This window comes from Silvimonas amylolytica (assembly GCF_014645555.1).
GTDB lineage: Bacteria > Pseudomonadota > Gammaproteobacteria > Burkholderiales > Chitinibacteraceae > Silvimonas > Silvimonas amylolytica.
In genome coordinates this window covers 183860-209639 of the sequence record NZ_BMLY01000004.1, presented here as the reverse complement: position 1 = coordinate 209639, position 25780 = coordinate 183860, and the positions used below count along the sequence as shown (strand labels likewise).

19 protein-coding genes and 2 pseudogenes are annotated in these 25780 nt (G+C 53.6%); 14 read left to right on the top strand and 7 right to left on the bottom strand.

The genetic code is table 11. The features are described 5' to 3' along the window. Positions 1 to 33: 33 nt before the first annotated feature. Together IEX44_RS13285 and maoP are read right to left on the bottom strand one after the other, a co-directional pair. The gene (locus IEX44_RS13285; RefSeq protein WP_188694547.1) at positions 34 to 1875 is read right to left on the bottom strand and encodes a type I restriction-modification system subunit M; all 1842 of its coding nucleotides are present in this window, start codon (positions 1873 to 1875) and stop codon (positions 34 to 36) included. Between the two features lie 324 nt (positions 1876 to 2199). Further along, complete coding sequence (gene maoP / locus IEX44_RS13280) at positions 2200 to 2946, bottom strand: DUF413 domain-containing protein (RefSeq protein WP_188694545.1); 747 nt, start codon at positions 2944 to 2946, stop codon at positions 2200 to 2202. A gap of 18 nt (positions 2947 to 2964) precedes the next feature. Between maoP and IEX44_RS13275 the strand changes: the two genes are divergently transcribed. The 6 genes from IEX44_RS13275 to IEX44_RS13250 all read left to right on the top strand — a co-directional run bounded on the left by IEX44_RS13275 (position 2965) and on the right by IEX44_RS13250 (position 10572). After that, positions 2965 to 3591 carry a hypothetical protein gene (locus IEX44_RS13275; RefSeq protein WP_188694542.1) on the top strand — a complete coding sequence of 209 codons (627 nt, stop codon included), beginning with the start codon at positions 2965 to 2967 and terminating at the stop codon, positions 3589 to 3591. 1267 nt (positions 3592 to 4858) lie between these two features. Beyond that, the gene (locus IEX44_RS13270) at positions 4859 to 6529 is read left to right on the top strand and encodes a tetratricopeptide repeat protein (RefSeq protein ID WP_188694539.1); all 1671 of its coding nucleotides are present in this window, start codon (positions 4859 to 4861) and stop codon (positions 6527 to 6529) included. A gap of 181 nt (positions 6530 to 6710) precedes the next feature. Further along, positions 6711 to 6929 carry a pentapeptide repeat-containing protein gene (locus IEX44_RS21330; protein WP_373287788.1) on the top strand — a complete coding sequence of 73 codons (219 nt, stop codon included), beginning with the start codon at positions 6711 to 6713 and terminating at the stop codon, positions 6927 to 6929. Further along, entirely contained in the window at positions 6863 to 7252 is a 390-nt protein-coding gene (locus IEX44_RS13260) for a hypothetical protein (protein ID WP_188694533.1), read from the top strand. Before IEX44_RS21330 ends, IEX44_RS13260 begins: the two co-directional genes overlap by 67 nt. Before the next feature lie 30 nt (positions 7253 to 7282). Further along, positions 7283 to 9337, top strand: coding sequence for a tetratricopeptide repeat-containing protein (locus IEX44_RS13255; RefSeq protein ID WP_188694531.1), 2055 nt, complete (start codon positions 7283 to 7285; stop codon positions 9335 to 9337). 32 nt (positions 9338 to 9369) lie between these two features. Beyond that, entirely contained in the window at positions 9370 to 10572 is a 1203-nt protein-coding gene (locus IEX44_RS13250) for a patatin-like phospholipase family protein (protein ID WP_188694528.1), read from the top strand. Here the strand turns inward: IEX44_RS13250 and IEX44_RS13245 are convergent. The 3 genes and pseudogenes from IEX44_RS13245 to IEX44_RS13235 all read right to left on the bottom strand — a co-directional run. Continuing rightward, positions 10570 to 10740, bottom strand: a pseudogene (locus IEX44_RS13245) (IS3 family transposase); the annotation flags it as partial. The gene IEX44_RS13250 and the pseudogene IEX44_RS13245 overlap by 3 nt on opposite strands. A gap of 326 nt (positions 10741 to 11066) precedes the next feature. Continuing rightward, the gene (locus IEX44_RS13240) at positions 11067 to 12419 is read right to left on the bottom strand and encodes a hypothetical protein (RefSeq protein ID WP_188694525.1); all 1353 of its coding nucleotides are present in this window, start codon (positions 12417 to 12419) and stop codon (positions 11067 to 11069) included. 1198 nt (positions 12420 to 13617) lie between these two features. Next, positions 13618 to 15243: a toll/interleukin-1 receptor domain-containing protein gene (locus IEX44_RS13235; RefSeq protein WP_188694522.1), complete on the bottom strand. Its 1626-nt coding sequence runs from the start codon at positions 15241 to 15243 to the stop codon at positions 13618 to 13620. 742 nt (positions 15244 to 15985) lie between these two features. Between IEX44_RS13235 and IEX44_RS13230 the strand changes: the two are divergent. Then, a pseudogene (locus IEX44_RS13230) lies at positions 15986 to 17147 on the top strand (IS30 family transposase). A gap of 76 nt (positions 17148 to 17223) precedes the next feature. Here the strand turns inward: IEX44_RS13230 and IEX44_RS13225 are convergent. Next, complete coding sequence (locus IEX44_RS13225) at positions 17224 to 17784, bottom strand: TetR/AcrR family transcriptional regulator (RefSeq protein ID WP_188694518.1); 561 nt, start codon at positions 17782 to 17784, stop codon at positions 17224 to 17226. Between the two features lie 67 nt (positions 17785 to 17851). Between IEX44_RS13225 and IEX44_RS13220 the strand changes: the two genes are divergently transcribed. Further along, positions 17852 to 18952: an NADP-dependent oxidoreductase gene (locus IEX44_RS13220; RefSeq protein WP_229679095.1), complete on the top strand. Its 1101-nt coding sequence runs from the start codon at positions 17852 to 17854 to the stop codon at positions 18950 to 18952. Between the two features lie 377 nt (positions 18953 to 19329). Here IEX44_RS13220 and IEX44_RS13215 read toward each other — a convergent pair whose 3' ends face one another. Then, positions 19330 to 20259 carry a LysR family transcriptional regulator gene (locus tag IEX44_RS13215; RefSeq protein ID WP_188694515.1) on the bottom strand — a complete coding sequence of 310 codons (930 nt, stop codon included), beginning with the start codon at positions 20257 to 20259 and terminating at the stop codon, positions 19330 to 19332. A gap of 152 nt (positions 20260 to 20411) precedes the next feature. On the opposite strand from IEX44_RS13215, the gene IEX44_RS13210 reads away from it, so the two are divergent. The 6 genes from IEX44_RS13210 to IEX44_RS13190 all read left to right on the top strand — a co-directional run bounded on the left by IEX44_RS13210 (position 20412) and on the right by IEX44_RS13190 (position 25676). Continuing rightward, positions 20412 to 21149 (top strand): SDR family oxidoreductase, encoded by a 738-nt coding sequence (locus IEX44_RS13210; RefSeq protein ID WP_229679093.1) that lies wholly within the window; start codon positions 20412 to 20414, stop codon positions 21147 to 21149. 54 nt (positions 21150 to 21203) lie between these two features. Next, positions 21204 to 22208, top strand: coding sequence for a zinc-dependent alcohol dehydrogenase family protein (locus tag IEX44_RS13205; RefSeq protein WP_188694512.1), 1005 nt, complete (start codon positions 21204 to 21206; stop codon positions 22206 to 22208). A 55-nt stretch (positions 22209 to 22263) separates the two neighbouring features. Continuing rightward, entirely contained in the window at positions 22264 to 23193 is a 930-nt protein-coding gene (locus tag IEX44_RS13200; RefSeq protein WP_229679090.1) for a zinc-dependent alcohol dehydrogenase family protein, read from the top strand. After that, a complete protein-coding gene (locus IEX44_RS21075; protein ID WP_229679088.1) occupies positions 23127 to 23282 on the top strand; it encodes a zinc-binding dehydrogenase in 156 nt (51 codons plus the stop codon). The genes IEX44_RS13200 and IEX44_RS21075 overlap by 67 nt, the downstream gene beginning before the upstream one ends. Positions 23283 to 23866: 584 nt before the next feature. Next, positions 23867 to 24133 (top strand): helix-turn-helix domain-containing protein, encoded by a 267-nt coding sequence (locus IEX44_RS13195; protein ID WP_188694509.1) that lies wholly within the window; start codon positions 23867 to 23869, stop codon positions 24131 to 24133. A 211-nt stretch (positions 24134 to 24344) separates the two neighbouring features. Beyond that, on the top strand, positions 24345 to 25676 hold the full coding sequence (locus IEX44_RS13190; protein ID WP_188694506.1) for a HipA domain-containing protein: 1332 nt from the start codon (positions 24345 to 24347) through the stop codon (positions 25674 to 25676). The last annotated feature ends 104 nt before the right edge of the window (positions 25677 to 25780 follow it).

Sequence of the window (25780 nt, the reverse complement as noted above, 5' to 3'; positions counted from 1 at the left end):
CGCTATCCTTGTACTCCCCATACCTCGGCAAACTCATTCCGCCAGCTCCCCAAGCATCGCCATTATGCTAGCTGACACCGCCTTCAGTTCTTCGTCGATGGTGTGCAAACTACGCGGCGGCTCGAAGACATAGAAGTGGCGATTGAACGGAATTTCGTAGCCCACTTTGCTTTTTTCTTCATCAATCCATGCATCTGGCGCGTGCGGCAGCACTTCGCGCTTGAAGTAGGCGGCAATGTCATCCGCCAGCGGTACGTTTTCGGTATCGCGCAATGCGCTGTCTGCTTGCAGCTTGCCTTTCTGCTTGCCCTTTGTTCCCAGCACCGGCTTGCCAGCTTCATCCAGCAGCGGGCGCTCGACGGTGATGGTGGTGTAGCCAAAGTCTTTGTTCTCAAAGATACGGGCAATGGGTACGCGTTTGAGCCGGCCGTCTTCCGGAGCAGTTGGCGGGGTATCGGTATTGGTCACCAGTTGCGGCTCACCCACTTGCTGGCCAGCGGCATCAAAAACGGTGATGAGCTCTGCTTCGGTAAAGCCGCCAAACAGGCGAGTTACCGTGTCGATGTGGTCATCACTCATTTCTTTGCGCTTGGAGCCCAGACTTTTACGCATTTTCTGCCAGAAGCTGCTGGCATCAATAAGCTGCACAAAGCCCTTACGGTCGTCGGGCTTGCGGTTGGACAGAATCCACACATAGGTGGCAATGCCGGTGTTGTAGAACATGTCAGTCGGCAGGCCGATGATGGCTTCGACCAGGTCGTTTTCCAGCACATATCGACGGATTTCACTTTCGCCGCTGCCTGCGCCACCGGTAAACAGTGGTGAGCCATTGAGAACAATGCCAATGCGGCTACCGCCGTCCACGGCGGGGCGCATTTTGCTGATGAGATGCAGTAAGAACAGCATGGAGCCATCGGACACGCGCGGCAGGCCGGGGCCGAAACGGCCATCAAAGCCTTTGTCAGCGGCTTCTTTGCGAACTTCTTTTTCGACCTTTTTCCATTCCACGCCAAAGGGTGGGTTGGACAGCATGTAGTCAAACTTGCGCCTGCCGTGGCCGTCTTCCGAGAGCGTATTGCCAACGACGATATTGCCAACGTCCTGAGCTTTGATAAGCATGTCTGCCTTGCAAATGGCAAACGACTCATCGTTCAGTTCCTGCCCAAACATGGTTAGGCGGGCATTGGGGTTGTGTTCCAGCAAAAACTCACCCGCTACCGACAACATGCCGCCCGTGCCTGCGGTTGGGTCATAAATGGTTCGCACCACGGCATTACCGGGTGTGAGCACGTCGTCGTCTTCGATGAACAGCAGATTCACCATCAGGCGGATAACTTCACGCGGGGTAAAGTGCTCCCCGGCGGTTTCGTTGGAGATTTCCGCAAACTTGCGAATCAGTTCTTCAAACACCAAGCCCATCTGGGCGTTGTCGACCACATCTGGATGGAGGTCGATATTGGCAAATTTTTCGGTCACCAGATAAAGCAGACCGGCTTTGGCCAGGCGCTCAATCTGCGTGTAGAAATCAAAACGCTCAAAAATGTCTTTGGCCGCAGGCGCAAAGGCCTGGATGTAGGCATACAGGTTCTGGCGGATATTGTCCTGGTCGCCCAGCAGTTTGGTCAGGTCCAGCGGCGAAGTGTTATAGAACGACTGCCCTGCCTTGCGGGTCAGGAACGGGTCCGGGTTCAAACCTGCTTGTGTCTTGGCGACAAACTCGGCCAATACTGCCGGTTTGGTTGACTCCAATACGCAATCCAGACGACGCAGCACCGTGAACGGCAAGATGACTTTGCCGTAATCAGATTGTTTGTAATCGCCTCGCAACAGGTCGGCAACCGACCAGATGAAGGAAGATAGGGCTTGGTGATTCATGAATGTGCTCGTGCAAAGCCAGCGCAGTTAATGTGTGACCGGAGAATAGGACGCGCAAACGATTCCGCGAGCGCGAGGTAGTCGGGGATTCTAACGGTTGCTGGCGGGGGCTGAAAGGCAATAAAGGCGGGTGTAGCTAAGAAGCTAGGCCTGGGTCGTCCGGGGGAACAAATCAGGCTTGCAGGGTACGGCCCAAGGATGCTGTCCTCATATTGTTCGAGCATCGATCATACGGGCAAGTATCCAGCTCGCACGCTGATTGAACATCGCAACAGTTAAAAGGAGTATTCCCCTAAAATAGCTACGACGCCGGTGTATACATACCTATTCTTCGCGCTCGAACACTGCCTCTTCAGGGCCACCAAGGATTTGTTCCCATGCACCAGAATCAAAGTCATCACCGTTATTCCAGTCATCTTCGGATTCGCGCGAAGTGGATTTAGGGCTTGGCCACAGCAGGTGATTTTCCTTCGCAGAAGGAAGTGACGGCTTCACAAATATTTTCGCTTGGGCCTCTTCAACTCCTCGCTTTACGGCCAAACGATAAAACTTATTGGCCTCGTTGCGATCCTCGCTAATACCTATGCCATATTCGTAGAGCATCCCGACTATGTAAGAGCTCTGCCCATCGCCAAGTTGTGACGCCTGAAGAGCCAAAGCGAATGTTTTTGTTGGGTCAGTCGAATCATTTTTCAAGTAGTGATCGGCACCTACGCGTAGCATAGCGGGATGGTTAGACCGTTCAAAAAATTCGATACCAAGTTCTTGAATTAGGATGGAACTTCGCACGGACGCTACGGATTCGAGGAGCGCATCACGGGCGGCAATCTTAGTGCGGAGTTGTGTGACTTCCCGTGCCAGCAAGACTCTTACCCAAAGCTGCTCGGCCGGAGATAGAGGTGGTGCATCGCCACGAACAACACGCAGAAAGGATGCTTGAGCATCAGTTTTAGGACTCCGCAGACCACGCACCAGCTCATCAAGCGCGGGTCCATATTTACGGACCCATGCAAGCTCGTCCGCCGTAAAAAACGTCTCATTTAGATCAAACGATTCGAACTGTTCAGTCATAATTGGCTAGGAATCAAGATGTCACTGCTGTTGCCCCTCGAGATTGAAACCAGTGCTAGCCTCGTTCTCGATGCACTCAATAAAGAGTCCATTGATGTTTATCGTTTTTTATCAGAGCGATATCTTTCTGTCGACCCAGGGGCCGATGCAGTTTTTCAATTCATGTTCAGATCTTTTTACCGTTTAGACAACGCGGGACTTACCCCAAAATTCAAGCAACGGTACTTCGATCTAATGCAAGATGCCAAAGAGGCTGGGCGAGCCGACTTGGTGAGCATTGTGAAGGAGCTCTGGAAATTCCCAAATCGGAAAGGCCAGCAATCTTTGCAGTTTTCGTTCGCAACCAAGCTCGCAGCAACGGTCGACCCGCGCTTACCAATCTACGATGCTGAAGTTGCATCCCTGTTTGGGTTTCAGCCACCACATCCCTCCAAGCCCTTCGAGGTACGTCTTGACACGTACCTGTCTTTCTATTGCAAGTTGCGTAGATTGTACGAACAGACCTTGACGAACAACCAACTAAATTTCACCCGGACGCTCTTTCGAGAAAAATTTACATGCAACGAAGCCCAAGTCTCGGAACAGAAGGCACTGGACTTCATTTTTTGGGCGGCAGGCAAGCGATCCAAGGCGAGGGCGCAATAACAATCACGGCGCGACTGCTTCAGTTTATAAGGCGGAAGCTCGCAAAATAAAACATGGACTTTCGCAAAAGTCGGGGAGCCACATCAGCGGACCTCGTCCCATGTACACATTATGCAGATAATGTGTACGTAGAGCTTGCTGCATCAAAACCGAGTTGGTTGCAAAGACCGTTAATGACCAAAGCATTCGGTCTTTACCTCCTCAGCTGGGAACTACAATTGACGGATATCACCCGCACCTCGCTGCAGCCGCGTATGCCTTGAACCCGCCAAACTCGTATCCGATTTGCTGCTCAGGTTTTGTTTGGGCTAATGACAACGCCGCTCAACCCAATGGCACCCCAAAGTAAAACCAAGGCAGTCGCAATAATCTGGTATCGGCACCCTTAACAATCCACAAGGTCACCAGATACTGCTACTTCCTGCACGAAGAGATTGCTGTGCAGAGCAACGGCAACCGCTTAGGGTTGGCAGAAATCAGCGAAGAGAATTGCTACCCTATTCCTCAGTGCTCGACCCCAGGTCGGGTATATAGCCTTTTCGGCAACATCTCTGCCAGACAGGATGTTGGTTGATAAGTCAAATAGCCACTAGCTATTTCACAATGACCGTACCGTACAGCACGCCCCTCCATCCGTATGCTTGGCTTGACTACACGGGCTGCCGAGCGATATGACTCAATCGATTCAATTATTTAAAGCGAATATTACCTGTCCGTACTATTAACGTTATATGACCTAGAGGGTATAACGAGTTAGCCTTTTCGTTACATGGCTCGCCTAGATCATGCCCAGAGAGGCAATACCAGTACGACTCTCCGAGTCAGTGTTTCGTGGAGAACGAAGGGGGTGCTTTTACAACTGGCAATAGCGTTTCCTGTTGAGAGCTGGCACCGCGTGTTGCTGCAGGCGGGTAAGTCAGGGGGCCCAGTAGGTCCGTTCAGTCATCGTGATTTTTTGGCTGTTGAGCTCGCATTTCAGGATCTCAGTCGCCGCAGCAATAGGGGGTCGGGCTGTGACGCAGCTTTGTTCAACTAGAGGGTTTGCGACGTGGTCTTTAAGTCCCCGGCTAATACGATAGTCGCAGTGGCTCGCCACAAGCTGAGCCTGTGGTTCCGTACACTGCGCTCCAGTCGCCTATCACTTCTACTTTTAGGCGTCACAAGGGCATTTCGCGTAACGCGTACCGCATCCTCAAGAGGGCTCCACAGAGAGCCGCTCTCTAATGATCTTGCCGACTCAGATACTTCTTCCGTATTGACACAGATCATGCACCTAACCACAGACGGGCGCGCAGCGCTTGAGCGTGGAAATGGCCAACGTGCTTTCGCACTTCTTTCCCTCAAGCATCAGCTTCTACTCGAAGTCTTCGCCAGCGACTCCGTATCTGTGGGAATGAGTCTTGTCGATCTTGCCGAAGCGCTGCATCTGTTGGGAAAGATCAAGGAGGCACGCGAGGCGATCGATGAGGCGCTTGCAATTTTCGACCGATTCGACCGCCAAGACATTATGCGCGTCCGCCTTGAACGAGTCCAAATGGACATCTGCCGGCGACAAGGACATTCGTTCACCATAGAAGAACAGTTACGGGCTCGAACGACATCGAGTGCTGGTTCTTCGTCCAAAAAGAACTTGAAGCGAGCAATAGAGCAGGATGAGCTCGCAATGATGTATTTCCGGCAATGTAAGTATGATATGGCTTTGCCATTGCTGCTGGATTCAAAGAGCGTCTTCGAGCTTGCTGGGGTTTCGGCACGACCTGAATTAGCCGTTTGCTGCCTATATCTCGCACGCGTTTACCTGCACACCGAACGTTTTGCCGAATCGGTGACACACGGTCGCCAAGCGGCTGACTACGCCGCTCAAACGCATGGAGACGATTCAATCGAAGTGACTATGGCTCGGGATGAGCTGGCAGTCGCGTTGGCATACCACGCGAAGATGGTAAACGATCCCGTACTCGCACGCGAAGCCATCGCGCTGTCCGACGCCGCAGCAAAATACTTCACTGCCCATCAGGGTCCTGGTGGCAAGGAGGCGGCTCGCAGCCGGCAAAACAATCATCGCCTTAAGCAGATGCTTCAGCCGCTACTTGGCGGTGATGCGGCTTCGCAGGCATGCGTAGAGGACTCTTTAGCACTTCCGACATTTTGCTTCATCTCGCATGCCTACTCGGATCGAAAAGCGCTTAACGCACTCCTCCAAATACTCCCGAGGTACGTGCAGCCCGTAGTGTTTGAAGCGATTAATCTTCCTCCCACTGACTTTGTAAGCGACAAACTTATCAGTGGGGTATTAGACGCGGAGGGAGTGATCTTCATCGATAGCAAGGCATCAAACAAGTCATTCTGGTGCGCATTTGAGCGCGACCTTGCTGCACGAAAAAACAAGCGAATTTTTCGCTTCGACCCTCGTTCTAACGCAATTGAACCAGTCCAAATCGCCCCCAGGGAGCTGATGCTGGCTCACTGCTTCCATAGAAAGGATGAGGAAGATGTACGACGCGTAATGCGTTGGCTTGTCGATCAGCGATCCTTCGCTGCCTTACACGACGACAAGTGGGGGGAGACTTCGTACCCACCATTCGCCACGATGGAAGACAACGACCGTGAGATGCGGCTATTCAGTCTCCGCACAAATGGGAGCTTGTATCTAATATTCTTGTCTGAGGCTTTGCTGGACGACAACGGGCTTCGAACTCACGTTGTCGATCAAATGCTAAATCATCCTCGCAGCACGATCGTTTGCTGGCTGCATCCGCGACCCTGTGACATTCCCGGAGATGTCGTACATGCTCTTTCGGCCTTCCCTGACGACCACGCAGTTGCCTTCTCGCACCGCCCGACTGAGGCTGAATTCAGCGTTCATGCGCTGGATGACCTCAGCGTAAGACTATTTTGGGTCCATGGCCAGATTCGAAGCGGTGACTGGACGTTGTAAGTAATGGCCGAGTAAATCTCAGAGATGGCGCCTAACCCTTCGCTCAAGTGATGCGCCAACGACAACTATCACCACCATTCTCTCCAGACAAATGGGCGGCAATGACCAATGATCTAATGTTCCTTTTGATAGCAAAGGGTTCAACCGCCTGAACCAGTGGAGGCTGAGCAATCCTTTCATTGTGCCAAACTTATCTGGAATCGAGTTGCCGAAGAGATCGCTCAGGAATTCCGATCTTTCGGGCACCGTCCTATCGTATGCAAACCTGCGAGATGTGCGCTTTCGACGGGCCAACTTGATCAATCAATGCCGCGCCGGACTAAAGGATCCCTCATGGGTGAACGACAACGCTACCGCCGCCGACCGGGAATACCCGTGGTCGCGGTCCAACTCAAGCTAGACACTGAAGGTTTCACCTACAAGAAATGGGGCGAAGAGCAACGCTGTAAACCTCATGATTGGCTGGTGAACAATAACGGCGATGTGTACACGGTGGAAGCTGACTCTTTCGCGAACACCTATACGGTCCAGAGTAATGGTTTGTATATAAAGACCGGTAAAGTCTGGGCCGTGCAAGCGGCTGAAGCCGGCCGCGTGACAACGAAGGAAGGTGGCACCAACTACGACTCGGGCGACTGGCTTGTATCAAACGAAGCCGATGGGGCTGACGCCTATGCTGTCAGTGCGAAGAAATTCGAGGAGTTGTACGAACTGGACGAGTGACTAGAGCAAGAAGACGAAAAGAGGCGCGCGATGGACTGCTTCGTGATTCGGGGATTTGGTGAGAAAAAAGACTCAGGCGGAGAGCTGATTGACTTTGATATGGTCGACCGGGAGCTGATCAAGCCCGCCATGGAGAAATGCGGTCTAGTCGGAGGTACGACGGCTATTGTGCAGGGCTCGGGACCGATACACCAGGACATGTTCCAACTTATTTTGCGCGCAGCTGTAGTCATCTGCGATATCACGGTACACAACCCCAATGTATTCTACGAATTGGGCGTGCGGCACGCGTTACGCAAAAAATATACAGTGTTGATAAAGGGCACTCCTTCAAATGACCGAGCACCCTTCGACATCGCGGGTTTGCGCTACATGGAGTACTCATGGGCAGACCCTGGGAAAGACGTAGAGAAACTGATCGATGTGATCAATGCGGCGCAAGCCCTGGACCGCGAGACGGATAGCCCCATCTTTCTGATGATGCCTAAGCTCCAGCAAGCTGACAGTAGAAGCATTGGGGCTGTGCCACCTAGTTTCACACAGGAAGTGCAATTGGCCCGCTCTCGCAAGGATAAAGGGTGGTTGCGTCTACTGGCGGAAGATGTACGCGGCGAGATTTTCGAGCGTGAAGGGCTTCGCCTCGTCGGGCGCGAACAGTGGGCTCTGAAGGATTTCAAGGTAGCCGCGCGCACGTGGAAAGAAGTGTTGGCGGGTGATAAGGGAGACGTGGAGGCCAACCATGCCCTCGCCAACGTGTACGAGCGTCTTTACAAGATCCATGGCGACCCGGCCGATCTCGAGCGTTCCAACCTTGCGATACAGAATCTGCTCGCGGGTCAGAATTTATTGTCGGCCCAACATGCGGAGGCGCTAGCGCTTCGGGGCCGCAACCTGAAGACCTTGTGGCGGCTGGACTTTGCGAATCTCGATACACAGGAAGAGCGCCGCGAGCGTGCCATCGATACCCGGGCTCGAGACGCGTACGATGCCTATCGGGAAGCCTACCGGGTCGATCTCAATCATTTTTTCCCAGGCCTCGCCGCGTTGCAGATGGGCCACATCCTGAAGTCGCTGTCCATGAGCACCCGGTTCAAGAACCTGTTCGCAGGCATCGAACGCCGTGCCAGTCGCTATCTGGAGGACTTAGAGGATAATTTAGCCGCACTCACACATATCGTGAAGGCAGCTACCGAGCGTGGCTGCGCAATGCTACTGGGTGACGACCTTATCTGGGCCCGCATCGCGGCCGCGGACCTGCTATTTCTCGACCGGCTAGATGATGCGCCGGGGGCCGACTATTCAGTTGTAGTGGACGCCTACCGGGACGCCGTGCCCAAGGGGACTTTTTTCTGGGACGCCGCACGAGGGCAGCTTGAGCTGTTCGAGCAGCTAGGCATTGGCGTGCCTGCTGCACAAGCTGTGTTTCGTGCATTCGATGAGCCCATCACGGTGGCCGTAGAATCCCGTGGTACGCCCACGAAGAAAATCGAGCGTCATCTCGTCATTTTCAGTGGTCACAATGTGGATCGCACCGGAGCGACCTTGTATACGCCACGTTTTCCCGCCAGCGAGCAGGGCCGTGCGCGTGCACTTATTGAGGCTGCGCTTAAACAGCTCAACGACGAGGCCGATGATTGCAGCGTGCTTGTTTCAGCGGCGCCGGGCGCAGATATTTTGGCGTTGGAGGCATGCCAATCTTTGGGAATCAAGACGTGGCTGTGCCTGCCTATGAGCCGCGATATTGTAGCCAGCGAAGTCTTCAAGGATTACGACATCGACTGGCGTAACCGTTTCTTTGCTCTGGCTGATGCTCAGCCCCTTGGGCGGACCTTTGTACTAAGCGACGACGCAGGACTACCACAGTGGCTCTTCAAACACTCAATGACCCCTTGGTCACGCGGTAATCGCTGGATGCTTCACCAAGCACAAGCTTGGGGCGCCAATAAAGTCACGCTGTTGGCGTTGTGGGATCACAACAAGGGCGATATGTCTCCGAACGGTACAGCGGAAATGCTTAGGTTGGCGGAGAACGCAGGTGGAGTATATGTCAGAGTAATTGACAGTCGGTCCCTGACCGCCAATTGATCTTTTTTCCGACTCCAATCAGTGGAGGAATCATGGCTATCTACCGCACATTCGAACAACATCTGGACCCGAAGGAAGGTCCCAAGCGCATCTTAACCCTCGATGGCGGGGGCCTGCGAGGAATGATGACCTTGCAGGTGCTAAAGAAGATCGAGAGGATACTGCAAGATCGGTTCAACGATCCCAACATGCGGCTGTGCAACTACTTCGACCTCATTGCCGGCACTTCTACGGGCGCTATCATCGCAGCCGGGTTGTCCAAGGGGATGGCGGTTAACGAAATCGAAAACCATTATCGTAATTTGGGCAACACTGTCTTTAAACGCAGCTTCTGGCGCCGGGGTGCCGTGCTGGAGAAGTATGATGCCGATGCCGTGGCCAAAGCATTGCGCGATGTGCTCGGTACAAAAATGATGAAGGACACGGAGTTCCACACCGGTTTGCTTGTCGTGACCAAGCGATTGGATACCGGCAGTACCTGGGCGATGACCAACAACCCAAATTCCATGTACTTTAATGCGAATCCCAAGCGGTTGCAGACCATTCCCAACGGCGAGTATCCACTGTGGCAAGTGGTGCGTGCCAGCACGGCGGCTCCGACTTTTTTCGCAGGGGAAGAGATCTCCATTCGTTCCAATGAGTCCCCAGAGCGAGAGAACACCGTTGGGCTATTCGTCGACGGAGGAGTCAGTCCGCACAATAACCCTTCCCTTCAGGCCCTAATGGTCGCGACGATGGATGGCTACAAGTTCGGCTGGAAGCCGGGTGCCGACAGACTCCTGCTGGTTTCAGTGGGCACGGGCAAGGCCAATGCTAGTGTCGATCTCTCCAAATTGGGCACCGACACCGCGGCCGCACAGGCATTGCTAGCGCTCAAGAATTTGATGGAAGACTGCAGCGACCTCGTGGAAACAGTGATGCAGTGGATATCCAAGCCCACGCCAACCGCGCGCGCGATCGACCGTGAGATGGGGACAGCTGGCCCAGCATTGGGAGAAGGTGGTGGCATGCTCACTTATCACCGCTACAATGCCGTGTTCACGGAGAATTGGTTCGAAAAGGCGGGCCTAGATGTAGGCGAGGTGGTAGACGCCGCCTATTTGGCGAACATGCAGGAGATGGACCGGCCGCAGAATCTCGACAGATTGACCCGGCTGGGTGCGGCCGTTGCAGAAAAACAGGTGGACGCGGCGCACTTCCCTGAGGCATTCGACGCGAATGTCCGCTTAGGGTGAAAGAGTTTGAGCGAGTTTGCTACCCCCCCTTCTTTTCCTGCCCACCGACGGCTCTATGTCTGCTTCCGCCAGACGTTCGCTGTACCGGAGGCCAACATACCAGGACCCACTATCACTGTGGCTCACCAAACTACCATCGCACTCGGGTTGCCACGCATATAAAGCTTGTCATCGAGTTTGCCAGGAAGTGTCGTAAGCTTATTCCGGCAGCAAGATCTCCGAGCGGATTTAACGGTAAACCGCATTGCATTAGATACCGTTTCCGTGCAGTCCCGCGCAGCGGCACATGCCCCAAAAACCAATGCCATATGATGCTCAACATAGCGACGTCGATCACCCCATAATTCCCACTTGTTGTCTTGCGAGAATATGTTCTATGTGGGTTAGTTTTCAATGCCGAATACTGCATCATTCAGATTAATTATGGGTGAAAATAAAAATTTTAATTTTTGCTAAAAACCGATAACCATCGGCAATCACCGCATCCCCCAAGTTTATTGCCACATTTTAACAAATAGCTCAAATTGCATTGCTGCCATTCCTAGCCAGCGAACATTGTTTTTTAACAAATCATCCAAAACACTCACCAATTCATCTTCTTTTCCTTCTTCCTCTTTCTCTAATGCACGAAGAGAATCTGCATGCATTTTCAACCTTTTTATATTTTTCAAATAATCTTCGCTATTATTCACCAATCCCGACTTAAGAGAAGCATCAAAAATCATGTAGAATGCGTCAAGCCCCTTAGTTCCGACTCTTTGAGATTCTACTCGCACCAAATCAAATCCAGCCAGAACTGCCTCACATATCTCAATACGACGTTTGTAAGATGGAGAATGAAATTTGGCTTCTTGATATCTAGGTTCCAAGACATCATAACGAACCCGTAGCATCAGTCGAACAAGGATAACAAAAGCAGCAATCTGACCCGGCATAGTCTCAGGCATTTTCCATTCGAGCATTGTTCTCAGCCGGCCCATATTTGCAGCTACAAAGATAACAGTAATACGTCCGATGTATGTCTGAACGATTTCACTTTTTGATATAACTGGAATATAGATTTCATCATCAAGAGTAAAGGGCGAAAGACTTGGGGGAAGTGCACCAGCACCAAATGCTGAAATTTCATGTTCAAGTTCGGCAGGCCAGTCAACTGACCTACTTAGCGCTGCTCGCACCGTAGCCCAATCTACGGAGGCATCGGGCCCCCTTCCAATCATTTTCATACCATCCGAATTCCCCTGTACTAAAGATTGCTCAGCATCCAAAATGCCAGATTTGTCATAGGCAAGCGAGATCTGTATGCGCCGTGTGTGATATTGTGGTCTTACTGCGGCTTTGGCGAATTTTTCAGCCAATTCTTTTGCAATAGTATTAGCAGTCCCATAGTGGCTGGTGGTTGGTTTGTTGACATCGACATTTAATGGCTCACCGTTTGTCAAAAGACCATCCACAAAGATTTCTTTAAAAAACTTAAAAATTCCTGATTGGGTTGCATCATAGGCCTGATGGGGCTCGAATACTGCTGGCATCTTTGCTATTTTTGGATTGCGTATCCACACCACTTTACTTTCTCGATCTTCTTCATTCCCTCCCAAAAAACGAGCCACCTCAAAATTCGGCCATCCCATATCAATGTCAGAATGGGGGTATAAGAAGACAAAAGCGTTCGCAAGCCGCGTGTTTTGCTCTATCCATTTTCTCCAGTCAATGCCACCAGGCATTTCTTCATGGATTCTTATATCCAACTCGCCGCCTGCTTGCAAAGCAAGTAAAGATGTTCTTAGGCTTTTTGCCAGATCTGCGCATTCCGTTGTGTGGCTGACAAAAATTTTAAGTGAACTCATTGCCCTGCTCCTTCATAGCCGTACCCATGGCGTTACTAGATCATGAATCTACGATACTGAATTCCCCCTTTTTTCTGACCAAATTTAGGTTGATGCCCCATCGCAGACATTGCTTCGCGATGGAAAATCAAAAGATTTAGCTTTTTACTCATTAAAATGAAATATCACAAAACCAACGCATAGGCTTTTCTTGGTCATTTCCTTCCATTTACGCCCACCAGCCATAGGAGTCGTAAAGCCACCCTACAAAACAACCACATTGAAACTGCAGAGGCCTCCGGTAGCGTTCCGCCCGAACAGTCCAAAAAAGAGAGCAGCACTCCTGTAAGCCCCCCAAATGCTAGGGTAAATAAATCAATTGGCCCACGCGGTCTTACAGCGGTCACGACCTAACATGAAATTCATGGACCACAACGGTCAGCCATATCTTCTAGATGGCAAAATTAAAGATGAACAGTAACAGCCAAGTCCCGGAGAGCAATCCGTTTCAGTTGGATGTGCCTCTACCCGAGCCGACTCTGACCAGAAACTCACGAGGGAGAATGAACTCGCGGCTTCTGATGAGCGTACTAAATCTACAGTCGTGGGTCCGAATTTTCCGACGATTAGTAGTCTGCCCAAGTTACGGGGCAGGGACAGGTCACAGTACACAGCGTAACTACCAGCAAATCAAAGGGCTACGGGGTGTGACCATTTGGACAAGGAGCGTTTGACCACCGGCGGAGGTATACATGCTGAAGAACGCCGACGTCTCTGCAAATGAAATTATCTAATGGCCCTGCATGGCGCGTTCACGAGGATTCACACTATCAGTTGCTACGTCTTAATCATGTAGGTTTACTAGAACCTGCACTGAGCTTGTGCTATCCAAGGCCATGCGCGATCGGACCTGATTGCAGTCCCCTCCACAACCTTCGATCTATCATTGGCGTACAGATATCCGAACGACTGAAGGAACCTTTTGACGGTACCACTGAGCAAAAAGGGTACGAAGAAGGAAACCCGCTTAGCAGCATTTTGAACCCGGCAGACAATCCGACTTTCGAAAGCTACAACTGCGAACTGCAGACCACCAAACCAAGCAGACCCGAAGCCGACGCGCATTGCCGTAATCGCCGCCAACGAGCCATGTTTAGCGAGAGCCGAGCCGCGCAAAAGGTGCCGATACAGGTTAGAACAGACCTCTATCAGTTGATAGCTATGGAGATGTGATCTCCGCATGGAGTCCATATTTCGAAGCGCGCCGGAGGAGATGATCTGCTAGACCCGCCCCATTTGCTTCTCGCCATTCTGTGCAAGCCGACCAATAGGCGCGGTAGGCGATGAACTCTTGTGGGTCTAGCTGGGTATACTTGGAGAAAATCTCACAGCACCTCTCTCCGAGCAGTTTGAATTCCTTAGGTTGTTGCGCGATTAAAATCCCAAGCCCCAAAATCGGGAGTAGATAGTCGATAAAGTACAACGCAAAGCTAGTCAAAGGCGCACCGTCATGGTGCTCGCTGGTCTCGACCAAGTCACGCTCAACATGTGCGATGCGACCTAGTGCATCCTCTAGCTGGGTTTGCACCGGTGTCTTATAAGCCTGAGCAAGCAGTGTATTCAAGTTCCGGTGGGCCAACTCCATCTCGATCATCTGCATTCTGTTTCGCTCGCTGAACGTATTCAGTGAAATCTGCCCTTCCCCCGCGTCACGCACTTCGGCGGCTAACATACGGAGCCAATGCAATTCCAGCTCGAGACGGTATTCAAAAGGAAGATCCTCGGGGTTCATCTGACTGCGGGTATCGAAGCGCATACGGACATCTGGATGGACATAATCGAGCGCCTCTTTTGGGGGGGCCTGTTCGGACTGGAGCAGAGCGGCTTCCAACCCGGGAAATTGTCCGGCCTGCGCCTGAGGTCCGTCGCCATCGGCCTCAGAAATAAAAAGTTGAATTAGCGACCATTCCGACTCCCTTTTCAAGCTCCATTTCAGCAAGCGGTTTGCGCGTCGCCGCCCGACATCGGCCGATATCGCCTTTAACAGGTACATACCCTCCGCTCTTGTATTCGTGCTTTCAGCTCTCACTAGGCAACAACAGAGCGTGGACAACAGAGTAACTTCCTCAAGTGTCCGTCCGGCTGATCCCTCAGAAAAATGCTGCTCTAACCCACGCAAACCAAAGGCCGAGTACTGCAAATCATGCTCTGTTTCGTTGCCTTCCAACCAACCGAGAGTAGCCGACGCTACGCGTAGCCGACTCGAGACGATGGAATGCCCCACGATATCCGTTGGCAGATCAGTCGACGTCGGAGGGTCTAGCGCTTCGACGGGTCGACGCAGATAGCCCTCTATGGAGCGGCGCAGTCGCGCAATGTAGCGGGCGCGAGACAAGGGAGCGAATGGATTGATGGGCATCAATTCCCTGTTAAGCGCTCTTATCCGGCCAGCGAAAAGAGTTACATCGTGCTCGAGCCAGCGCACCGGGTCGGCGAGAGCCGTACTGAGTTCCTCGGGCAGCGACCAAGAACGGGATAAGTCGAACGCCTCCAAAGGCCCGTATATAAAGAGGCATTTAATATCGAAATGCCGCTCGTTGCGTAAGGCAGTTAACATCTCCAGCACAGTCCAAGGTGAAGGCGCTTGGCAAGGCAAGAGGTAGGCGATCGTCACTCGCGATTCGGCGTGTGCCTTACGGATCAATGGGAAAAGTCGCCGGTCCATCAGAGCTCGGTTCTCGTCAAACCAGACGGTGCAGCCACAAGCCTTTAGTTTGTCGCGAAACTCGTGAGCATTATCGCCAATCCGATGGGACAAGAAGATATCGTAAGGAAAATGCTTCACGGGCTGCTCCTCTCAGAATTCGAGCAGATAGATATCTCAGCGTGGTTGGAAGCAATGCAGATTTCAAGCATCTTTTCGACCAACAGCAGTCGCGAACGATAAAGAAAGTCACTTTTACACCTGTCCACCAAGCGAGTCTGCAGCAACACGGCCCAAGCAATCGGTGCCGACAAGGGACTTAAACGCGCCACTACTGCGTCAGTGAAGCCCAGCGTCTCTGGTTAACGACAGAAACTAACCCAAGGCAAACGCGCCGGACCGTGCCCCTTTGGTATCAATCTCCGGATAAAGTAGAACGAGCACATTAGGCATCAGCAGAGACTGCAAAAAGTTTTGTCGCCAATTTTATAAATAAACTTTCAACTGAATCCCCAACACATCCAAGTCTGCACTTGGCCGAATGCAGGACTTTGTCAGCCACCCTAGCTTTATTTTTGCTAGACCATGTACACATTATCCAAATAATGTGTACACGCACACGCTCGTTATTAGCTGGCTTTGGCACAAACCACGGACAAGAATGACGTCGAGTACGTGCGAGCAGTGGCTCGTTGACCGGGGTTAGGCGAATTGGTCGAGTTAACCCTCGGTATAGGCAGTTAGCCGCCAGTATTGACCTACAGCGGGCAGCTGATCGGCCAAAGCGGATGGGAGGGTGACTGGCGGAGTATGTCCGCCAAGTGTGGATTCAACCGGTCGATGCAACACACTAGAACCTGCGCAAGCAGGAGGAGTGTGGCACATGAAACAAAGCCCCAGGATTTACTACTCGGAAAGCCAGAAAGCACTGATGTGGGATCGCTGGCAGCAAGGCGAATCGCTTCAACACATCGCTCAACTGTTTGACCGCAATCATTCGTCCATTCTGGGCATCCTGGCTCAGACTGGCGGGATACGTCCCGCCCCCAGAAAAACGCGCCCGCCTGGCACTCACCCTCACCGAAAGAGAAGAGACTTCACGCGCTTTGGCGGTGGGAAACCCCATTCGATGCATTGCGTGCCATCTGGGTCGCGCAGCCTCGACGATCAGTCGTGAAATTCGGCGGAATGGCGGATGTGCTTCCTATCGGGCCGCTGATGCTGATAAAGCGGCATGGGATCGGGCGCATCGGCCCAAGCGATGTAAACTGGTCGAGAATCCAGCGTTGGCGGAGGTTGTGGCAGACCGGCTGCAAAGGCAGTGGTCGCCAGAGCAGATCGCTGGCTGGCTCAAGCGTGAGCATCCCCACGACGAGCGCAATCAGGTGTCCCACGAAACCATTTATCGCAGCCTCTTCATACAGGCTCGCGGCGCACTGAAGAAAGAGTTGCTGGCTCATTTGCGGCGCACCCGCGCCATGCGGCGTTCACGTCATTACACGCAAAAGGCAGAAGATCACGGCAGGATCACCGATGCCATCTCCATCCGTGAACGTCCCGCCACGGTTCAGGATCGAGCACTGCCGGGCCACTGGGAAGGCGACCTGCTCTGTGGCAGCAAGAACAGCCAGATTGCCACGCTGGTAGAGCGGCAGACGCGTTACGTGATGCTGGTGAAATTGAGGAGCAAAGACACCGGGAGTGTCGTGAACGCGCTCATCAAACAGGCCCGCAAGCTGCCAACTGTGCTGTATCAATCACTCACCTGGGATCGTGGCAAGGAACTGGCCGACCACAAACGCTTTATGCTGGCCACCGACATCCAGGTTTATTTCTGCGACCCGCAGCACCCCTGGCAACGCGGGACCAATGAAAATACGAATGGGTTGTTGAGACAGTACTTCCCCAAGGGAACAGACCTATCGGCCTACACCCAGGCGGAACTGGATGCAGTAGCCGGGCGGCTGAATGAACGGCCCAGGAAAACACTGGATTACGAGACACCGGCACAACGATTCCAACAGGCTGTTGCATCGACCGGTTGAATCCATAAGCAAAAGCGGACATTGCGGCCTCACATACTCCGGCCGCAACACAGCGGCTGAAGAAGCCATCAATGCACTAATTTGTGGATAGCGCACGCATGTCCTGGAACACTTTTTCAAGATGTTCGTTCGGCGTACCCGCCCTCTCTTTATGCCAGGCAAGAATTGCGTGACTGATCGCAGACATCCCCATCTGTGCGGCAAGGCTCGCCATGTGTTCTGTTGCGCCTCGTTCCCTTAGCGCCATGGTCAAAGCGACAGTCATCGCTTGCACCTTGGCCAGATGACGTTCCTGTAATGCCGGGCTACTGGAAACAATCCTGCGCAGCGGCTCATACAAGGGCTGATTTTCGATAAACACAGGCTCTGCCGCCTTGAACGCTACCAGCAGAGTGTCCAGAAGCCCCAAGTGTGCCGGGGCATTCTGGATTGCATTGACCAACATGCCAATGAGCAGCTCCTCCCCCCCAAACAATACTTCGCGCTTGTCAGCGAAATGACGGAAAAACGTCCGCTCCGTCACCCCCGCCTGAGCGGCAATCTCGGCCGTGGTGGTCTGTTCATATCCTTGCTTGTCATATAACGCCAGCGCCGCTTGCTGAAGAAGACGCCGTACTACTTCACGATTCCGAGGCATACCAAACCCTATTGTCAGTGACTGACATTACGAGGTAAAGTCAGTCACTGACAATTCTATCTCATGCATGGAATTGCACAAGTCTGGCCAAGCGGCCCGGTCATCCGTCGCCTGCCAAATCCAATATGATCACCAGGAATCCATCACCATGAAGACCCTTCGCTTTCAGTACTTTGGAGAACCCGCTGACGTCCTTAACCTTGAGGAAACAGCCATTCCCGTACCCGGTCCAGGACAGATCAGGGTGACTGTACACGCCTGTGGGCTGACGCCGGCAGACTGGGCATTATGCCGAGGTCTATTTCCCGGCAGCCTGCCGCGAGGTATCGGGCTTGAGGTAGCTGGAACGGTCGATGCTGTCGGTGATGGCGTAACGGATGTCGTCCCGGGTGACCGGGTGCTCGGCGTGCCTGACTATGTGGGGATGCCAGTTGCCGGTGCATCGGAATTTTCAGTGCTCAGTTATTGGTCTGCTATCCCGGCCAGCCTTGGCTATGTTGCGGCAGCGTCATTACCGATGGCGGTGGAAACGGCCTACCGTAGTCTCGATCAACTACAGGTGGTGGCCGGTACAAAGCTCCTGGTTCATGGCGCAGGGACGACCGTTGGCTTTGCCGCAGTTCAGATTGCACTCCTTCGCGGCGCGCAGGTGTTTGCAACGGCCGGGGCAACCTATGCGGATCAGCTGCGCGCATTTGGTGCGCAGGTAACCAATTATGGCGAGGGCATGGCTGAGCGTATCAAAACGCTCGCTGGCAGCTCCGTAGATCTTGCACTCGATACTGCCCCGGTCAACGTATCAAGTTCGGTTTTCAGCTCACTGCCTGACCTGATTCAGGCTGTCGGAAATGATCCCCGGCGAGTACTCACCATCGTTGATTTCGCAGGAGCAGCCAGGCTCGGTACGCGTACCAGTTTTGATGCTGACGAGGGTATATCTATTGATGACACCGGCAAGCCGGTGGTTGATGCGGCAGCTGCGGAAAGGCTCGCCCGCGAATTGCGCCATACTGTGCTGGGTGAGTTTGCCCGCCTAGCCGCAGATGGAAGATTCATGATTCCGGTTGCACGCACTTTCCCGCTCAAGGAATGGCGTGCCGCACTCGAAATCAGCCTTAGTGGCAAGGCTCGGGGCAAGTTGATTCTGATCCCTGACCGTATGTCGTGACAGCACTCGCCTCTCGCATCACATGTTTCGGATATCCCTGGAGCTGTGGTGCGAGGCCGATTGTTTCACGTTGATGGTCGAGATATCCGTAGTCAGGTCCGGCGGGTTGCCCTCCTGTTTGCAGTCGGACACCGGTCCACCTGTTGGCCTGCATGCGGCCGCAGCAGAACGGTGAGATGCGATGGAAGGCCGACTTGGCGCCAGTACTAAACAACCGCTGGCAGGTGTTCGGCCGAAGCGGAAGTTGGCGCATGCGGCAGCGCAAGTCCGCTTTGCACTGGAAAGCGTCCATCACCTGAATCGAAAACCTACGCATCCATGGACACTGAATCGCTGCCCTAGTCAAACTTGGGAGAACATCGCAGGTGGCACGCCCTTCATGGGCTTGCCGCCGCTTCAGTCCCGCTGACTCCGGATGTTCCCGCCAGTGCCGCAACAAGGCGGTCATGTACCAGCCTTATACGTGCGGGCACAGGGCCTTTCTGGGGGCGATATACGTAGATATCCCATGGTTCCGGTTCCAGTTCGGCCAATACGGGAACCAGCTCACCCGATGCCATATAGGGCTCAGCCAGAAAAGAAGGCATTTGGGCAAATGCGAGCCCGGCGAGGACGGCGCGACACTCCGCTTCGCCATCATTGACGGTGAATCGTGGTCGGGCGGGATTGCATTGTATTCCGCCCTTGAATAACCAGGGCCAGGCGCGGCCGGTACTGGCATCAAGAAAAGCGGTGGTGGGTAGCGTATCAAGCTGCCCGATATCCTGCGGCGCCCCGACCTGACGGATCAGATCGGGGGTGCCCACCACATGGAAGCGCTGACTCGTCACCCTGCGGGCAACAAAGCGGTTGTCCCGCATGAAGCCAAAGCGGACCCCGATGTCGATTTTTTCGTCCACCACATCAGAGTGCTGATCGCTCAGATGCAAATCGAAGGTGATGCGTGGATGCTCGACAGCGAGCGCGGTCAGGACATCCAGCAACCGCAATCGCCCCAGACCCACCGGTGCGGCAACCCGCACGAGACCGCTTGATTCGAAATCTGCCTCAGCCTTGTCACGCAAGAATAGCTCGTCAAGGGCTCCCACACTCACCCGGGCTTGTCCTGCCAGGGTTTCTCCAAAGCTGGTGATGCGCATATTGCGTGTATTGCGATGAAACAGGAGTTCGCCCTGCAGCTGTTCAAGCTCTTTGATCGCACGCGTCACAGCCTGTGGTGAGATGCCGAGGCGTGCTGCAGCTTCCTTGAAGCTACTCGCTTCAGCGGTGGCAATGAAAATACGCAGCATTTCCAGACGGTTAAGCACGGTGCGTTCCTGCAGGTTGATCCTAATTATTCCATTTTAGTTGTTTTTGAAATCCAAACACTTCCATTTTCTGTGCTTATCGGCTCACTCATACTGTCACGCATCCAAAGCATTCGTTTTTCATTTAACCGTGTACAGCAAGGAGCAAAATCATGAGTATCGCGGGCAAAGTTATTGTTATTACTGGCGCAAGCAGTGGTCTGGGTGAAGCAACGGCACGTCACCTGAGCGGCCTTGGTGCCTCGGTTGTACTTGCCGCTCGGCGTGTAGAGAAACTGCAAGCCATCGCCGAGGACATCCGCGCCAAGGGTGGCAAGGTTGAAGTCGTGAAAACCGACGTCACCGCCGTCGACGATGTCAAAGCCCTGATCAGCAAGTCCCTGAGCGTTTTTGGCCGCATCGATGTTCTGGTCAATAACGCAGGTCTGATGGCAATCGCGCCACTGTCAGAACTGAAAGTGGACGAATGGGAAAGCATGATCGACATCAACATCAAGGGTGTCCTCTACGGCATCGCTGCGGCTTTGCCGGTCTTCCAGCAGCAAGGCAGCGGGCATTTCATCAACATCTCCTCCGTTGCCGGCATCAAGGTGTTTAGCCCCGGTGGCACTGTATACAGCGGCACCAAGTTTGCAGTGCGCGCCATTTCGGAAGGTCTGCGGCATGAAGTGGGTGGCGCAATCCGGACCACCACCATTGAACCGGGTGCAATCGACACCGAGCTCAAACTGGGTAGCTCGCACGAGCAAAGTTCGGCCTTCGTCAAAGACTTCTACAAGATTGCCATTCCAGCTGACTCGGTTGCTCGCGCCATTGCGTATGCCATCGAACAGCCCGCCGATGTAGATATCAACGAGATCGTTCTGCGTCCCACAGTGCAGGAATTCTGATTGTATTTTTCAGCCTCTGGTTTGGCGCCGGAGGCCGCTTTTCTGGACATAACCATGACTACCAAAACATCCATGCGTGCACTTATTCTCGACAATTACGAAGGTGCACCTTTCCGTGACACACAGATTGATCTTGCCGCGCCTGGCCAAGGCGAAGTGCAGGTCAAAATCCATGCAAGCGGCGTGAATCCGATCGACTACAAGATCAGGACCGGTCAGGCACCCTATGCCATGCCGGTTTTGCCAGCTGTGTTGGGTACTGACCTGGCCGGTGAAATCGTTGCAATCGGCGCTGGCGTTGTCGAATTCGCCGTCGGCGACCAGGTCTACGGCCTGACCGGGGGCGTGCGAGGCCTGCAGGGCTCTCTGGCTGAATATGCCAATGTCGATGCTGCATTGATCGCCCTGAAGCCGAAGAACATTTCCATGCGTGAAGCAGCAGCCATTCCGCTGGTCGCCCTTACTGCATGGGAAGGCCTGGTGGATCGTGCCAATATCCAGCCAGGTCAGACCGTTCTGGTACAAGGCGGCGCAGGTGGCGTCGGCCATATGGCTGTCCAGATAGCAAAAGCACTCGGCGCAAAGGTGTTTGCGACGACTAGCACCGACAAGCTGCCGCTGGTCAAAGAACTGGGCGCGACGGCCATTGACTACACCAAGACCCCTCTAGAGCAGTACTTGCAGGAATATACCCAGGGTCAGGGTTTTGACATCATTTACGACACTGTGGGTGGTCCTACGCTGGAAGCATCGCTGGGCGCTACCCGCCACTATGGCCGGGTAGTGAGCTGCGCTGCCTTCGGACCGCATAACCTGGCCTCATCGTCCCTGCGCTCGACAGACGTCAGTGGTGTCTTCGTGTTGCACCCGATGCTCAGTGGCGAGCGCCGTGCGCATCACGGCGAGATTCTCCGTCGCGTCACCGCGCTGGTGGAAGCCGGTCAGGTTCGCGCAGTGCTCGATTCACGCAGGTTCACACTTGATAAAGCCATGGCCGCACATGATGCCGTCGAACAAGGTGCCAATATCAAGGTTGTGATCGACGTTATTGAGTCCTGATTGCTGTTTGCGATGGCGTCCGCGTCGCGTGGCGCCATCGGCAGGAGGTATCGCGATGAGCATAAGTATTGATAACCAAAGGCAAACCGTGCGGGTTGTGCGTTTTCATCAACTGGGCGGTCCCGAAGTCCTGCAAATTGAAACCCTGCCGCGACAGACCCTCGCATCAACCGATGTGCGGATTGCCGTGAAAGCGCTTGCGCTGAATCGCGCCGACGCCATGTTCCGGCGTGGCCAGTACATTGAGCAGGCAGTTCTACCCTCGACCGTAGGCTACGAGGCTGCTGGGGTCGTGATTGGAGTTGGCCCAGAGGTTAACGACTTGCGGATTGGGGATCCTGTGTGTGTTGTTCCCCAGCTTGGCGCTTCCCGCTATGGCTACTATGCAGACGAGCTGGTGGTGCCGCAGCAATATCTGGCCCTCAAGCCGGCCGGTTTGTCATTTGCAGAAGCTGCTTCAGCCTGGATGCAATACCTGACGCCCTATGGCGCACTGGTTGAAACGGCAGCTTTGAGTCCGGGTGATACGGTACTGATTACAGCAGCGTCAAGCAGTGTTGGGCTCGGAGCGATACAGATCGCCAGAATGCTCGGAGCTACGCCCATCGGCACGACACTGACAAGCACCAAGAAGGCTGCAGTGATTGCCGGCGGTGCCGAGCATGTTATTGCCACACAAGAAGAACCCCTACTGGCGCGCATAAGAGAAATGACCGGTGACAAGGGATTACAGGTTGCTTTTGATGCGGTAGGTGGCCCGCAACTCGCCGACATTGCCGAGGCCATGAGCCCGTTTGGCATGCTGATTGTTCATGGTGCGCTCAGCCCGGAGCCGACGCTGTATCCGCTCAAAACAGCATTGCGCAAAAGCCTGACTGTGCGCGGATATGTCTTCAGTGAAGTGGTCAATGACCCCGAGTGCCTTGCCCGCGCAACCCGTTTTATCCTCGACGGACTTGCCGGGGGGCGCTCAAGCCAGCGATAGACCGCAGTTTTTCATTTGAGGATATTGTCGATGCGCATCGGTATCTCGAGTCCAATCAACAGATCGGCAAAATAGTCGTGACGTTGTAGCGCTCACTTCTTGAAGGAATGGCGGCCGGCTATAAAACACCATACTCCACTCATGGTACGGTCATTTTTGGGAGATCAGGAGAGCGATGCTGACAATTTTACGGACTTCAAGTCAGGCGCTGTTGCTGGGCAGCGCGTCCGCTTTGGATCGAAAACGGACGGCGAAGCCATGAAGTAAGAACGTCCGCTTCGGCCGATAAGCATCCGAATCAACTCTAAGCAGATGAACAGCAAACTACGGATGTTTGCCCTGCGATGCGATCTACTATCTCTAGTAAGAATGACTACGACGGCGGTCGTGTCATGTTACGAAAGCACTCATAAGAAAAACACCAACTTCGACGGAGTCTGCAGAAGCTCCTGCAATCTTTGTCTGAGACGCAAAATCCTCTCTCAACGAAGGAAAATTTCCATTTTCATTTTTCCTGTTGAGTAATCCTTCACTGATTCAGGAAAAGCGCCTTTTCACTCCTGTATCAGATAATAATCCCCCATAAATGAAGGAAATTGTCAGCAAAGTTTCTCCTTGTGATTATAATCCTTCGTCTACAAAGGAATACTTGATGATGTCTCGGGAGGCTCTCATGAAAATCAAACTCGACTCCCCCGACCAGCTTGGTGAACTGGTGCGTGCAACCAGGAAACACCAGTTCATTCGGCAGGACTTGCTTGCCGAGATTCTCGGTGTCAGCGAGAACTTCATGGGGCGGCTCGAAAACGGTGCAGATACCGTGCAGTGGGGCAAGCTGTTCAAGGTTCTCGAGGCCCTCGGTATTGAGGTCATCGTTGACCTTCCCGAAGGGGCCGAGAAGGAATTGGTCCGGCGTGCGAAAAAAACGGGAAGCCCTTGAAGTAATTGTTTGAAGCTTTTACTGACCGCATATCAGGGTGCTGAATTTGAAAGCTGATGCTGGGTAAAAAGCTCCCTCTGAAGCGTGCCTCTTGGCTAGTGCCTCAAGATGGGGTTGGACAAACACTAATCCAGCACGCTTCTCGGGGAGACAGCAGCCTGCCCGGTATTTCCTGCGCCGAGTTAAAGAAACTGAATAAAAAGGGATCGTAATGGAATTGCCAGCCCGACAATTGATGGTCTACATCAACCACCAAGTGGTGGGTCGCCTGGACGAGGTCGGCAGCATATGGGCATTCCAGTACGACTCGAGCTGGCTAACCCTGCGCTCGGCATTTCCGCTCAGCCCACACTTGCCACTTCAGGAGGGACAGCTGCTCGACGGAGGGACCAACCGTCCGGTGCAGTGGTACTTCGATAACCTGCTGCCGGAGGCCGCACACCGCGAAGCACTGGCCAACGACGCCAAAGTAACAGCCAGCGATGCGTTCGGCCTGCTCGAGCACTACGGTCAGGAGTCTGCCGGTTCGTTGACGTTACTGCCAATGGGGGCTGATGTCCCTGCAGATGGGCTGCGTTGCTTGTTGGACGATGCCAACTTGCAACGGCGCATCGAAAACTTGCCACGTCTGCCACTCTCCCATGAGGCACCAAAACGGATGTCGCTGGCTGGCGCCCAGAACAAGTTAGCCGTAGTGTACGAGGATGGGGTGTTGTACGAGCCGGAGGGTGCGTCCATGTCAACGCACATCCTGAAACCGAACCATGAGCATGAGGCCTACCCTCATTCGGTTATCAATGAGTGGTTTGTGATGAGTCTGGCTCGTCGGCTGGGTCACACTCAAATGCAGGTGCCTGCGGTCTTTCGGCACTACACACCCTCCCCAGTCTACCTGGTCGAGCGCTTTGACCGTTTTGAGAAGGACGGCATCTGGCAGCGCCGACACATCATCGATGCCTGTCAGCTCGACAATCTGGCTGCCGTCTACAAATACAGCCAAGGGAGCCTGTTGCGGCTCGAGTCCTTCGCTAAACGCAGCCGAAGCACACTTCAGTCACGCCTGAAGTTGTTTGAGTGGCTGGTATTCAACGTGCTCGTTGGGAATACCGACGCTCATCTAAAGAACCTGAGTTTTTTCATGCTCAGCACCGGCTTTGAATTGACCCCGACCTACGATCTGCTGTCCGAGGCTGTATACGACACAACTGCTTTTCGCGATGGTGGAGGCGCGAACTGGAAGAACCGAGAAATGGCATGGCCGCTAGACGACGGCGTAGCGCGACTCGAGCAGATGAATCGGGGGGTGCTGATTGCCGCTGGCGTGAAGTTGGGCCTGCCCAAGAAGCCGGCCGAACGTGTGCTGGACAATCTGGTGAGCCAAATCGTCGGCCAGGCGAAGCAACTATACGAAGAGATGCTGAGCGAGAATGACCTACTTCGGCAACATCGAAAGGAACTGGGCGCCCCACTGAGCGGCGAAGAACGACTGGTTCGCACCATAGTTCACGTTGTGATCCAGGAGATGGCCCAGCAACTCAGCTGATATCCCGGGGTCGGGCTGGTTGGTCAACTACCTGAGCTTGTGTTCCAGTTCGATGAGGGTGTCTGGCATGCCAAGCACTTGCTGTTGATTTGCACCCAAACCTA